This window comes from Streptococcus mitis, assembly GCF_026782895.1.
Taxonomy (GTDB): domain Bacteria; phylum Bacillota; class Bacilli; order Lactobacillales; family Streptococcaceae; genus Streptococcus; species Streptococcus mitis_CB.
This window is the reverse complement of sequence record NZ_JAKUXJ010000004.1, coordinates 210,348-223,563: the sequence shown is the minus strand read 5'-3', so window position 1 is coordinate 223,563 and position 13,216 is coordinate 210,348. Positions and strand designations below refer to the sequence as shown.

The following is a 13,216-nucleotide window of genomic DNA, read 5'->3' as shown; positions in this document are numbered from 1 at the left end:
AAGAAAAATCCCTTGTTTAGAAAACAAAGGATTTTGTGAATTTTCAATTTGATTAAAGTTCGATGTCACCGAACAAGTCAGCCATTGAGAATCCTGTTTGTGTTTCTGGAAGTTCGAAATCACGTTTTTCTTGACGTTTTGGACGACGTGGACGAGCAGCACGTTTTTCTTCTTTTTGTCCTTCTTCTTGAGCTGGACGCTCTTCAAGAGCTTTGATAGAAAGTGATACGCGCTCTGCATCTGCGTTAACTTCAAGAACTTTAACTTTAACTTCTTGACCAACTTTAAGAGCTTCTTTTGGATTTTCAATACGTTTGTGTGAAATTTGTGATACGTGAACAAGTCCATCGATACCTGGCAATACTTCAACAAATGCACCGAAGTCAGTCAAACGTTTAACTGTTCCTTCTACTACATCACCTTTAGCCAATTTTTGCTCAACGCCATCCCATGGTCCAGGTGTTGTTGCTTTAAGTGAAAGTGATACGCGTCCTTCTTCTTCGTTAAGATCAAGGATTTTCACTTCAATTTCTTCACCAACAGTTACAACTGATTTTGGTGATACGTTACGTTCATGTGACAATTCAGTCAAGTGAACCAATCCGTCAACACCACCAAGGTCGATGAAAGCACCGAAACTTGTGATACGTGCAACTTTACCAGTTACTACATCACCAACAGCCAATTTACCGAATACTTCAGCGCGAGCTGCTGCTGTAGCTGCTTCAACAACTTCACGACGTGAAAGGATGAAGCGGTTTTCTTTAGCGTCAACTTCTTTGATTTTAGCATCAAATTCTTGACCTACAAAACGCTCAGTGTTACGTACGAAACGAGTATCCAACATTGAAGCTGGGATAAATCCACGAACACCTTCAAATTCTACTGAAAGTCCACCTTTAACAGCACGAGTTCCTTTAACAGTAACAACTTCTTCTTCGCGACCAACAAGTTTGTCCCATGCTTTGCGAGCTTCAAGGCGTTTTTTAGATACAAGGTATGTAACTGTATCAGTATCTTTACCAACCACTTGACGAAGTACAAGAACATCCAATACTTCTCCTACTTTAACAAAGTCATTGATATCTGCATCGCGATCGTTTGTCAATTCGCGAAGAGTCAAGACACCTTCAACACCAGTTCCAGAGATTGCAACGTTAGCTTGAGTCGCATCAACTGTCAATACTTCAGCACTAACAACATCACCAGTCTCAACTTGGCTAACGCTATTTAGCAAATCTTCAAATTCGTTCATCTAAAAAATCCTCCAACAATCAAGTTCTTCTTAAACTTGACATACTTATAATTTTTTTCCTAAGCACCCGCAAGGACATGTTCATATCGTTCACGTCTTTCAATTATAAAAATAAAATACCCTAAGATATTTTGATTTTTATCTTGATTATTACCTAAGAACTGGGGTAGCTGGATTCGAACCAACGCATGAGGGAGTCAAAGTCCCTTGCCTTACCGCTTGGCTATACCCCATTGATGAAATGGAGAGAGAGGGATTCGAACCCCCGAACCCGAAGGAGCGGATTTACAGTCCGCCGCGTTTAGCCTCTTCGCTATCTCTCCTACAATCAACATGAACCATTATATCATGAAAATTTCAAAAAAACAAGACTTATTTTGCTAAATTATAATTTTCAATCAAAATTTCCACAGCTTTTTCCAATTTTTTATAAAAACTATCGACATTCCCATTCTTTATAATGGCAAATTGTCCATCTAATTCGGCAATTTCTCCGATAACTTTTTTACCAATGGTCAAGGTATAGCCTTCAAAACTGTCTTTTCCTACATTAACCTTGGCATCTGCTACTTGAATTTCAATTTTTTTATCTTTCTTACTCATTTCATACCTCTCTTCACTTTTTCTATTTTACAAGAAAATCCTAAAACTAGCAAGAAAAAACTCTATATCAGGCTTGTCTGATATAGAGTTTTCCGCATTATTTAATGTGTTTTTCTAGTTCTTTTTGGTACTTACCATTTGATTCCAATTTTTCTTTTTGCCATTTTTTCAGTGCTTCTTCATATTCTTTTGTTGTAACGATATCTTTTTGCAATTTCATTCCTTTAAAGATATATGGGTCACCTTTAATACCAACTTGTGAGTATGGTTTTGAGAATGGCACGACATTACTTACAACTGGAGAACCACCAGATGAGGCTGTTGGCATCAATAATGAACTATCTGTCAACCAAGCTTGAGCCTTGGCATATTTTTCATAGCGCTCTTCAAGATTCGTAGTTTCAGAATCGGCATCATCCAATAATTTCTTATACTGGTCCAAACCAAGTTTCGCTACAACATCCTTATCTTTCCCTTTAGTAATACCAAGGTGCTTCATAGCAGAACCTGATTTAGGATCCATGATATTCAAGTAAGATGCTGGGTCTTGATAGCTTGGAGCCCATCCTGTACTGTTCAAATCATAGTCTTTTTGAGAAGGAACACGCGCTTGTGAAGTGATTGTTTCCTTTTCATTATCAGTCATTTGAAGAACATCGATGACAACATTTTCAGCACCAAGAGTTGATTCGATTGACTGTTTGAAAGAGTTGCTTTGTTGAACGGCGATAGTATCTGTTTGTTCAACTGGGACATCCAAGTGAATTGGGAAAGTTACCCCTTTAGATTCCAAGTCTTTCTTAGCTTTTTCGAACGCAGCTTTAGCCTTGTCAGGGTTGTAGATAGAATCCTTACCGTCAACTAGCTCAACACCTTTCCATTGGTCACCATAGTTTACCAACTCTGCTTGAGCGATTTGACCAAAGTTTTTACCACCTGCTTGCACAAAGTTATCTGGAACGAGACTGTTACGAATAATCTTGTCCGCACCGTCTTCACCATTTAGCTGGGCAGCATAAGAATGGCGGTTGAAGGCAAAGTTGATAGCCTGACGGAAGTCCTTATTAAGCATAGCTTCTTTTGTAGAAGTCTTTTGTTCTTCACTTGTTTTCGCAGTTTTATTATATGACTGACGATTTACGTTAAAGGTGAAGTAATAACTACTTGAGTCCTGTGGGCTATAAGTGATTTTATCTCCGTATTGTTCCAAAGTAGAAGCAAAGTTTGAGCTACTTGGGAAGAGACGGGCTGTCGTATAGGCACCTGAAGAGAAGCTACGAATCAACGATTCCTGATCAGAACCATCGTAGTAAGTCAATTTAATCTTTTCGATTTTTACCTTTTCTTTATCCCAGTAATTTGGATTTTTCTCGTATTCAATCAACGATTTAGACGTCAAGGTCTTCAAGATATAAGGACCATTGTAGAGAATTCCTGCTGGAGTAACTGCTCCATAATCTTTACCTGACGCCTTCAAAAACTCTTCATTTACAGGTAACATCGTTGCTGTGGTGACTTTAGAGTTCCAGAAGCTTTCTGGTTTGTTTAGGGTATATTCAACTGTGTAATCGTCCAAGGCCTTGACACCAACTGTAGAGAAATCATTGGTCTCACCAGTCATGTAGGCATCCAAGCCCTTGATTGAATTTTGGATGAGAGAAACACCGTCTGACTTGCCGTCAGCTACGTGTTTTAGTCCTGTCACAAAGTCATGGGCTGTTACTTCTGCGTATTCTTCACCTTCTGATGTGTACCATTTAACTCCTTTACGAAGTTTATATGTATAAGTCAAACCATCTTTTGAGACAGACCAATCTTCAGCCAAGGAAGGAATAACATTTCCGTATTGGTCATTTTCCATCAAACCATCAACCACGTTCCCGATGACATCTGTTGTAGATGTACGAGTCGCTACACTATAATCCAAAGATGCTGGATCTACTGCATAGACATATGAAAATGTTGTCGGTGCATCTGCTTCTTTATCAGCTTTTCCACAAGCCACTAATAGAGCTGTTGTGCTCAGGACCACTCCTGCTGTTAAGAGCCACTTTTTCGATTTCATAAAAAATCTCCTTTAGTTAATTTTAATCTACTTTTACAATCCAACCTTCTGGCGCTTCAATATCGCCAAACTGAATTCCTGTCAATTCATCATAGAGTTTACGAGTCACAGGACCTACTTCCGTTTCACTATAGAAAACATGGAAATCATCACCGTGCTGAATTCCACCTATTGGAGAAATAACTGCTGCTGTACCACAGGCACCTGCCTCTACAAAACGGTCAAGGTTATTAATCGGGACATCCCCCTCAATAGGAGTCAAGCCCAAGCGATGTTCTGCCAGATAAAGCAAGGAATACTTGGTAATAGATGGCAAGATTGATGGACTCAATGGTGTTACAAATTCATTATCAGCTGTAATTCCAAAGAAGTTAGCTGAACCGACTTCTTCAATCTTTGTATGTGTTGAAGGGTCTAGGTAGATGACATCTGAGAAATGACGTGACTTAGCCAATTTCCCTGGTAAGAGACTGGCAGCATAGTTCCCACCAACCTTAGCCGCACCTGTACCATTTGGAGCCGCACGGTCGTATTCATCCTGAATCAAGAAATTGGTTGGGACCAAACCACCCTTAAAGTAATTTCCAACTGGCATAGCAAAGATGGTGAAAATGTATTCCTCTGCTGGTTTTACTCCGATAATATCTCCTACTCCAATCAAAAGAGGACGAAGATAAAGGGTTCCACCTGTTCCGTATGGAGGTACATATTCTTCATTCGCACGAACAACTGCCTTACAAGCTTCTACAAACATTTCTGTCGGAACTTGTGGCATCAAAAGACGATCACAAGTACGTTGCAGGCGTTTAGCATTTTCGTCAGGACGGAAAAGTTGAACACTGCCATCTTTAGTACGGTAAGCTTTCAAACCTTCAAAGGCTTGTTGACCATAGTGAAGACTTGGAGAAGACTCTGAAATATGCAAGGTTGCATCCTCTGTAAGTTCTCCTTGATTCCATTGTCCATTTTTAAAATGAGCAATATAGCGATAAGGTAATTTCATATAGGAAAAACCAAGGTTTTCCCAATCAATCGTTACTGTCATATTCCACTCCTTATTCTAAAAACATATTTCTTTTATTCTACACTTTTTTTCTAAAATAGCAAGTATATTTTGTAATTTTCAGAAAATTTCTTCAATAAAAAGAACCAGCTCTGAAAACTGATTCTTCATTTCACTTATTTAGCTTCCGTAAATACTTCTTTAAGATACGCGTCAAAAACTTCTTCATCTGAAATCGTATCAGAAATGAAGCTTCCGTTGCTAGTGCGTTCTGACAAGTTCAAGTCTTGCAATCGGCTTTGATAGATTGTTCCTTTGTTAGATTGAACAATCAGAGTTTGATCGTTCCCGTCCACTTCTGTACTGAAGAGATCACCTACAGATCCTTGCTCTGCAACTGCTCCTGCTAAGAAGATACGATGCGGTTTGTTTTTCAACTCACGCAAGACTTGTAAGCCACGTTTGGCACGGCTGGTTGCCGGAATTTCGTCAATAGAAACACGTTTCAAACTTCCACGTTGGGTCAAGAGGTAGAAGGATGAGGTGTTACAGATAAAGGCGGATTGGAGGACATCATCTGCTTTGAGGTTTATAGCTTTGACACCTGCAGCCTTAGCACCTACAACTGGAACCTCTTCGATATTGAATCGAAGAGCATAACCATTTTGGCTAATCAAGAGAACATCATCCAGTTTAATCGGAGCCACTGCCACAATCTGGTCTGTATCATCTTTGAGCTTAGCATACTTGACAGACTTAGATTTATAGGTCCGCCATGGAGAGAATTCTTTGCGTTCTACACGCTTGATTTGACCGAGACGAGTCGTAGTAAAGTAGGTTGTCGCATCATCAAACTGATCCACGACTTCCACATAGAGGATTTCTTCGTTAGTTTCAAAGTTTGTAATGTTCTGGCTCAGATGCTCACCGATGTCCTTCCAGCGAATGTCTGCCAATTCATGGATTGGTCGATAAATGACATTTCCAAGCGTCGTGAACATCAAAAGATGCTGTGTTGTCTTGACAGCTTGTACAAAGATCAAACGGTCATCATCACGCTTGCCAATTTCTTCCAGGGTTGAAGCGGCAAAGGAACGTGGGCTGGTACGCTTGATGTAACCTGCCTTGGTCACGCTGACATAGGTATCTTCCTCGGCGATCAGGCTAGCTGTATCAATCTCGATTACTTTCGCAGTGTCTTCTAAAGTACTCAAACGTGGAGTCGCAAACTTCTTCTTAACCTCACGAAGCTCTTTCTTCATGAGATTGTACATGGTCCGTTCATCCCCGATAATGGCCGCAAGCATGGCAATCTTTTCACGAAGTTCTGCTTCCTCTTCCTGCAAGACAACCACATCCGTATTGGTTAAACGGTACAGTTGTAAGGTTACGATAGCCTCAGCCTGTTCTTCTGTAAAATCATAGCTGACCTTGAGGTTTTCCTTGGCGTCCGCCTTATTCTCAGAAGCACGGATAAGCGCAATGACTTCGTCCAAAATCGAAATCACACGAATCAAACCTTCGACGATATGGAGACGTTTCTCAGCCTTTTCCTTGTCAAAGCGTGAACGCGCCAAAATCACTTCACGACGGTGGGCAATATAGCTAGATAAGATTGGAACGATCCCAACCTGACGAGGCGTGAAATTGTCAATCGCCACCATGTTAAAGTTGTAGTTTATTTGCAGGTCTGTGTATTTGAAAAGATAATTAAGAACAAGCTCCGTATTGGCATCTTTTTTTAGCTCAATAGCAATACGTAGACCATCACGGTCAGACTCATCACGAACCTCAGCAATGCCTGCCACCTTGTTATTGACACGAACATCATCGATTTTCTTGACCAGATTGGCCTTGTTGATTTCATAAGGAATCTCAGTAATAACGATTTGTTCCTTACCACCTTTTAGCTTTTCAATCTCCGTCTTGGAACGAACAACCACGCGCCCTTTCCCAGTTTCATAGGCTTTCTTGATTTCGTCACGGCCTTGGATGATGGCTCCTGTAGGGAAGTCTGGCCCAGGCAAAAATTCCATGAGTTTGTCAACTTTGGCCGTTGGGTGGTCAATCATGTAAACCGCAGCATCAATGACCTCAGCTAAATTATGGGGAGGAATGTCTGTGGCATAACCGGCTGAAATACCAGTAGATCCATTGACTAAGAGGTTTGGAAAGGCTGCTGGTAAGACAGTTGGTTCTTTCTCCGTATCGTCAAAGTTCCAAGCAAAGGGAACTGTCTTTTTCTCGATATCTTGAAGAAGGTAACCAGCAATTTCAGACAAACGCGCCTCGGTATAACGCATAGCCGCAGGAGGATCTCCGTCCATTGAACCGTTATTACCGTGCATTTCAACTAGAATCTCACGATTTTTCCAATCCTGAGACATACGAACCATGGCATCATAGATGGATCTGTCACCGTGTGGATGGAAATTCCCCATGATGTTCCCGACTGACTTGGCTGACTTACGGTAGCTCTTGTCAAAGGTATTGCCATCTTTATTCATCGAATAAAGAATACGTCGCTGAACCGGCTTCAAGCCATCACGAATATCTGGCAAAGCCCGGTCTTGAATAATGTACTTGGAGTAGCGACCAAAGCGCTCTCCCATGATGTCCTCTAAGGACATGTTTTGAATGTTACTCATATAGGATACAGAGCCCGTAAAATATCAAGTGAAAATAGAAAATTCTTGAAGTAAGCAAGCTCACCAGAGAATTTATCTTTTTCACGCATCATTTAGGGCGTGTTCAACTCCTTTCAAAGAATGTAGAGTAGTTTTTTATAGAAAAGGTGTTCAGTTAATATATAAAGGGACGATTTGGCTTGCCAAAAATGTCTGTAGAAAAATAGAAAATTGATGTAGGGCTCGATGAAGTCAAGACGATTTGATTTGACTTTTTTCCGAATAAAATTAGTCCCGTATTCAGTTACTACAAATAACCAAACGACCCTTTCTGTAGTTTAATGTGTTTAAAATGCGTTGCTTCAGTTAATAAGAAATTTCACATAGCATTCAGGGCGTGTTCAACTCCTTTAAAAAAATGTAGAGTAAATACTATGAAAAAAAATATAGAGTAAGTGAATTTTATCCAATTCCTGTATCGTCATTTCCACTTGAAATGTCTACTCCACAAATCCTCGTTTATACTTGATATGGCTGGCGATATTACTATCTACATCTTTCTTATCCCAAAGTTGGAGTTCCCATGGATAATAAAAATTACTTTTATTTTTAAAATAGATATGAATACCGACATAGCCATCTTTATCACGTAAATACCAGTTTTTTAGTCCGTACAGCTCTTGCCAATCATCTAGTTTCTCCATGACTTGAGCTATCTCTTTGGAACTTAAAATCATACGAGCACCAAAAATATCATTAAGAATTGAATTCACAGGATAGCCCTCTTGACGCTCTGAAAAACGTGTAATTTTATCTAAAATAGACTCAGAAGTTTTGACACGATAAACATAGGCAATATCTTGGACATCTGCTTTCATCAGATAGTCATTAATTGACTCATGTAAATTCAGACGGTAGGCCAAAATCGCTTTCGTCGGAACTTTTGAAAAGGTATGCTTGAGATTGATTTTTTCCACCTTACCCGTTTCAAAATAATCTTTAGAATATTCTCGATGAATACGATTAATCTCTGTAATGAGGCGTTCCACTTTTTCAATCATGAGTCTTCTCCTCTCGCTTTTTCATTTTTCTAGTTATTCCCAAACTTATTCACTTTTTCCTCAGCATACTCAATCATCTTCTCAGCAACTTCCTTATCATAGTGAAATTCCAGCTTTTGAGCAAGTCTTTGAGCTTCTCTATGGAAAAGTTGCATCGTAGCCAATAAAGACTGGCTGAGTTTCTCTATACTTGAAAAATCAAGCAGATTTGAGAATTCCTTTTCTTTCTCAGTGGGTAAATAGTTAAAAAGATACTTATAATTCTTGCCTATGTCAACTACTCCCCTATTACTTGCAACCTGCCAAGCCAAAATTTTCAAGAATTCTTGTTGACAAATGCCGTAGAGATGGTCAGTCGCGTAGATGACTTGCTTACGACAGATTCCTTTGGCCACGTAGGCTGACACCCACCAAAATTCATTGCAGGATTTTACAAAATTCGTTTCAGTAGCTGGGCTTGTCCAGTAACGCTCTAGATTTTGAGAATAGGGTTCAAATAAATGTTCTGGATCTTCTAAAACAGTGAATCCGGCCTCACTATCCACCCACTCTTTGATGTGCTCTTTTGGGCAAATAGCCAAATCGATACGGTTGCCATCTTTAAAGAGCATGAGATAAAGACGACGATGGACAAGAACAACCTCTTGCTCTATAATTCGTTTTCCGAAATAGTCCAACCAAGAAAGGTCACTCATCAGATTATCAAAATCATCCACGACATAGACCACATCGTAGTCTTGAAATTCATCTTTTGGAGCATTTTGGTTTGTCCGTGAACCAGACATAGCGACAGCTTTGACTTGTAAAGTTTTGGCAGTCTGTAAAATCAGATCTAGCATTTCTGTTTCAGCTCTCATGTTGATACCCATTCATTAAAAAGTGACTTAAAACACTGTCGCTTCTTCCAGCGTAAACCTGACATTATCTTCAATCCACTTACGGCGTGGTTCGACCTTATCTCCCATGAGAACATTGACACGACGTTCGGCGCGAGCTAGATCTTCAATAGTAACACGTATGAGAGTACGCGTTTCTGGGTTCATAGTTGTTTCCCAGAGTTGATCCGCATTCATCTCACCAAGTCCCTTGTAGCGTTGAAGGGTCGCTCCTTTACCGAAGTGCTTGCGGAGTTCTTCTAGCTCTCCATCTGTCCATGCATAGGCCACTTCTTCTTTCTTGCCTTTACCTTTGGACATCTTGTAAAGAGGCGGAAGAGCGATATAAACATGTCCTGCCTCAACGAGCGGACGCATGTAGCGGTAGAAAAATGTCAAGAGTAAAGTCTGAATGTGGGCACCGTCTGTATCCGCATCGGTCATAATAATGATCTTGTCATAGTTGGCATCTTCAAGGGAGAAATCTGCTCCGACACCCGCACCGATGGTATAAATCATGGTGTTAATTTCTTCATTTTTGAGGATATCCGCCATCTTGGCCTTAGCTGTATTGATAACCTTACCACGAAGAGGTAGAATAGCCTGGAACTTGCGGTCACGGCCTTGTTTGGCAGAACCACCGGCAGAATCTCCCTCGACTAGATAGAGTTCATTCTTAGCTGGATTCTTAGACTGGGCTGGGGTTAATTTCCCAGACAACAAGCCCTTGTCTTTTTTATTTTTCTTCCCATTTCGGCTCTCATCACGCGCCTTACGTGCCGCTTCACGAGCGTCACGGGCCTTGATAGCCTTGCGGATGAGGTTAGAAGCCAATTCCCCATTTTCCATAAGGAAGAAGGTCAACTTATCCGCCACAATGCCATCCACAACTGGGCGAGCTAATGGACTTCCTAGTTTGTCCTTGGTCTGTCCTTCAAACTGGAGGTGTTCTTCAGGAACCAAGATAGAAAGAACGGCCGCTAGTCCCTCACGATAGTCTGAACCTTCAAGGTTTTTATCTTTTTCCTTGAGAAGCCCCGTCTTACGCGCATAGTCATTCATGACCTTAGTGATAGCAGACTTGAGTCCTGTCTCATGCGTTCCGCCGTCCTTGGTACGAACGTTATTGACAAAGGACAAAATATTATCTGAAAATCCATCATTGTACTGGAGGGCAACTTCTACTTGGAAACCATTATCTTCCCCCTCAAAGTAGAGAACTGGCGTCAAGGTCTCCTTGTCTTCGTTCAGATAAGAAACAAAGTCTTGTACCCCATTTTCATAGTGAAACTCAACAGACTCATCTGTGCGTTTATCCGTTAGAGACAAGGTCACATTTTTCAAGAGAAAGGCTGATTCATTAAGACGCTCTGAGATGGTATTGTACTTGAAGTCTGTCGTAGAGAAGATAGTCGCATCAGGCATAAACGTAACCTTTGTACCTGTCTTAGACTTAGGCGCTGTACCGATTTTCTTCAAAGTCGTAACAGGTTTGCCACCATTTTCAAAACGTTGCTTGTAGATTGCACCGTCACGAGTGATTTCTACCTCTAACCAACTAGATAGAGCATTTACAACAGAAGAACCAACCCCGTGGAGACCACCTGATGTCTTGTAGCCTCCTTGACCGAATTTCCCTCCTGCATGAAGAATGGTAAAAATAACCTCAACGGTCGGAATTCCCATAGCGTGCATACCCGTCGGCATACCACGTCCGTGGTCTTGAACCGTTAAACTGCCATCTTTATTGATTGTCACATCAATACGGTCACCAAATCCAGACAAGGCCTCATCGACCGCATTATCGACGATTTCCCAGACTAGGTGGTGGAGACCAGCACCATCGGTCGATCCAATATACATCCCTGGACGTTTTCGGACCGCATCCAACCCTTCTAGCACCTGAATGGCATCATCATTATAATTGTTAATATTGATTTCCTTTTTTGACACAAGGAACCTCCTATTCGTTCATCTTTACTATTCTACAGGTTTTCCAAGGATTTTGCAAAATTTTTCTTTCTCCGGTGTGACAATTTCAGAAGAGATTCTCTGCCTTTCTTCTCCATTTCATGATATAATAGGAGTATGATTACAATAGTTTTATTAATCCTAGCCTATCTGCTGGGTTCGATTCCGTCTGGTCTCTGGATTGGACAAATTTTCTTTCAGACAAATCTGCGTGAACACGGTTCTGGAAATACTGGAACGACCAATACCTTCCGTATTTTAGGAAAAAAAGCGGGAATGGCAACCTTTGTGATTGATTTTTTCAAAGGAACCCTAGCAACCCTTCTTCCAATTATGTTTCATCTGCAAGGCGTTTCGCCTCTTATCTTTGGACTTTTAGCTGTCATTGGCCATACCTTTCCTATCTTTGCAGGATTTAAGGGAGGCAAGGCTGTCGCAACCAGTGCTGGTGTGATTTTCGGATTTGCGCCTGTCTTCTGCCTCTACCTTGCGGTTGTTTTCTTTGGAACCCTCTATCTAGGTAGTATGATTTCGCTATCTAGTGTCACAGCATCTATCGCGGCTGTCATCGGAGTTCTACTCTTTCCACTTTTTGGTTTTATCCTGAGCAATTATGACCCTCTCTTCATCGCTATTATCCTAGCTCTTGCTAGCTTGATTATCATTCGGCATAAGGATAATATCACACGTATCCAGAATAAGACTGAAAATCTTGTTCCTTGGGGATTAAACTTAACCCATCAACATCCTAAAAAATAAAACGCCAGTTCACATTCTGAACTGACGTTTTTTTGTATGCTTATTTTGATTTGATATAGTTGATACCATCTGCTTTTGGTGCGACTGCTTTTCCAAAGAAGGCTGCCAAGACAAGAATTGTCAAAACATAAGGTGCGATTTGAAGATAAACCGCAGGCACTCCTTGTAGGAACGGCAATTGAGAACCGATAACAGCCAAACTTTGTGAAAGCCCAAAGAATAGACTAGAAAGCATGGCTCCGATTGGATTCCATTTTCCGAAGATCATCGCAGCAAGTGCAATAAATCCAGGTCCAACAATAGTTGTTACCGAGAAGTTAACTGAGATGGATTGAGCATAAATCGCTCCGCCAATTCCACCTAGGAAACCGGAAATAATAACCCCTAAATATCTCATCTTGTAGACATTGATTCCCAAGGTATCAGCTGCTTGAGGGTGCTCACCGACAGAGCGGAGACGAAGACCAAAGCGCGTTTTGAAGAGAATAAACCAAGCAAGGAACGAGAAGGCAATGGCCAGATAACCAAGTAAACTAGTTGACTTGAAGAAGATATCACCGATAACTGGGATATTTGCCAAGACTGGGAAATCAAAGCGTCCAAAAGTCTGACTTAGATTGTCGGTTTGTCCTTTGTTATAAAGAACTTTAACCAAGAAAACAGCCAAGGCAGGCGCCATCAAATTCAATACTGTACCGCTGACAACATGGTCTGCACGGAAATGAACCGTCGCTGCTGCGTGGATGATAGAGAAGAGGCCTCCAACCAATCCTGCTACAAGCAAGGATAGCCATGGAGTTGCTGCTCCAAATTGTTCTGCAAATTCAAGGTTAAAGACGACTCCAGAGAAGGCTCCCATAACCATAATTCCTTCAAGGCCGACGTTTACCACACCACCACGTTCAGAGAAAACACCACCGATACTTGTAAAGATGAGGGGGGCTGAGTAAATCAGCATAGAAGACACCAAGAGGGTGAGCAAGGTTGTAATAGACAT

The 13,216-nt window shown here is 41.1% G+C and carries 10 protein-coding genes and 2 tRNA genes; 1 reads left to right on the top strand and 11 read right to left on the bottom strand.

Annotated features, from left to right (window positions below):
- Positions 1-52 precede the first annotated feature (52 nt).
- The 10 genes from rpsA to parE form a co-directional block, all read right to left on the bottom strand.
- Entirely contained in the window at positions 53-1,255 is a 1,203-nt protein-coding gene (gene rpsA, locus MK480_RS05265; protein WP_001001630.1) for a 30S ribosomal protein S1, read from the bottom strand.
- 161 nt (positions 1,256-1,416) lie between these two features.
- Positions 1,417-1,488, bottom strand: a tRNA-Gln gene (locus MK480_RS05260).
- A gap of 9 nt (positions 1,489-1,497) precedes the next feature.
- Positions 1,498-1,578, bottom strand: a tRNA-Tyr gene (locus MK480_RS05255).
- Between the two features lie 49 nt (positions 1,579-1,627).
- Positions 1,628-1,858: a DUF2969 domain-containing protein gene (locus MK480_RS05250; RefSeq protein WP_000037113.1), complete on the bottom strand. Its 231-nt coding sequence runs from the start codon at positions 1,856-1,858 to the stop codon at positions 1,628-1,630.
- A gap of 97 nt (positions 1,859-1,955) precedes the next feature.
- On the bottom strand, positions 1,956-3,923 hold the full coding sequence (locus MK480_RS05245) for a peptide ABC transporter substrate-binding protein (protein ID WP_084888356.1): 1,968 nt from the start codon (positions 3,921-3,923) through the stop codon (positions 1,956-1,958).
- 22 nt (positions 3,924-3,945) lie between these two features.
- Positions 3,946-4,968, bottom strand: a complete 1,023-nt coding sequence (locus MK480_RS05240; protein WP_268707295.1) for a branched-chain amino acid aminotransferase — start codon at positions 4,966-4,968, stop codon at positions 3,946-3,948.
- A gap of 134 nt (positions 4,969-5,102) precedes the next feature.
- The gene (parC, locus tag MK480_RS05235) at positions 5,103-7,574 is read right to left on the bottom strand and encodes a DNA topoisomerase IV subunit A (RefSeq protein ID WP_268707294.1); all 2,472 of its coding nucleotides are present in this window, start codon (positions 7,572-7,574) and stop codon (positions 5,103-5,105) included.
- Between the two features lie 479 nt (positions 7,575-8,053).
- Positions 8,054-8,614, bottom strand: a complete 561-nt coding sequence (locus MK480_RS05230; RefSeq protein WP_050222938.1) for a nucleotidyltransferase family protein — start codon at positions 8,612-8,614, stop codon at positions 8,054-8,056.
- A gap of 29 nt (positions 8,615-8,643) precedes the next feature.
- Positions 8,644-9,471: an aminoglycoside 6-adenylyltransferase gene (locus MK480_RS05225; RefSeq protein WP_261039696.1), complete on the bottom strand. Its 828-nt coding sequence runs from the start codon at positions 9,469-9,471 to the stop codon at positions 8,644-8,646.
- Between the two features lie 27 nt (positions 9,472-9,498).
- Positions 9,499-11,442 carry a DNA topoisomerase IV subunit B gene (gene parE, locus MK480_RS05220; RefSeq protein ID WP_000037264.1) on the bottom strand — a complete coding sequence of 648 codons (1,944 nt, stop codon included), beginning with the start codon at positions 11,440-11,442 and terminating at the stop codon, positions 9,499-9,501.
- A gap of 135 nt (positions 11,443-11,577) precedes the next feature.
- Between parE and plsY the strand changes: the two genes are divergently transcribed.
- Positions 11,578-12,219 carry a glycerol-3-phosphate 1-O-acyltransferase PlsY gene (plsY, locus tag MK480_RS05215; protein ID WP_173214238.1) on the top strand — a complete coding sequence of 214 codons (642 nt, stop codon included), beginning with the start codon at positions 11,578-11,580 and terminating at the stop codon, positions 12,217-12,219.
- Positions 12,220-12,259: 40 nt separating this feature from the next.
- Here plsY and MK480_RS05210 read toward each other — a convergent pair whose 3' ends face one another.
- Entirely contained in the window at positions 12,260-13,216 is a 957-nt protein-coding gene (locus MK480_RS05210) for an ABC transporter permease (protein WP_000029124.1), read from the bottom strand.

Bases quoted from the DNA above. Each gene is read 5' to 3' on its own strand.
- MK480_RS05225 (WP_261039696.1), bottom strand. From the start codon at position 9,471: ATGAGAGCTGAAACAGAAATGCTAGATCTGATTTTACAGACTGCCAAA.
- parC (WP_268707294.1), bottom strand. From the start codon at position 7,574: ATGAGTAACATTCAAAACATGTCCTTAGAGGACATCATGGGAGAGCGC.
- MK480_RS05250 (WP_000037113.1), bottom strand. From the start codon at position 1,858: ATGAGTAAGAAAGATAAAAAAATTGAAATTCAAGTAGCAGATGCCAAG.
- MK480_RS05245 (WP_084888356.1), bottom strand. From the start codon at position 3,923: ATGAAATCGAAAAAGTGGCTCTTAACAGCAGGAGTGGTCCTGAGCACA.
- MK480_RS05230 (WP_050222938.1), bottom strand. From the start codon at position 8,614: ATGATTGAAAAAGTGGAACGCCTCATTACAGAGATTAATCGTATTCAT.
- rpsA (WP_001001630.1), bottom strand. From the start codon at position 1,255: ATGAACGAATTTGAAGATTTGCTAAATAGCGTTAGCCAAGTTGAGACT.
- plsY (WP_173214238.1), top strand. From the start codon at position 11,578: ATGATTACAATAGTTTTATTAATCCTAGCCTATCTGCTGGGTTCGATT.
- MK480_RS05240 (WP_268707295.1), bottom strand. From the start codon at position 4,968: ATGACAGTAACGATTGATTGGGAAAACCTTGGTTTTTCCTATATGAAA.
- MK480_RS05210 (WP_000029124.1), bottom strand. From the start codon at position 13,216: ATGTCTATTACAACCTTGCTCACCCTCTTGGTGTCTTCTATGCTGATT.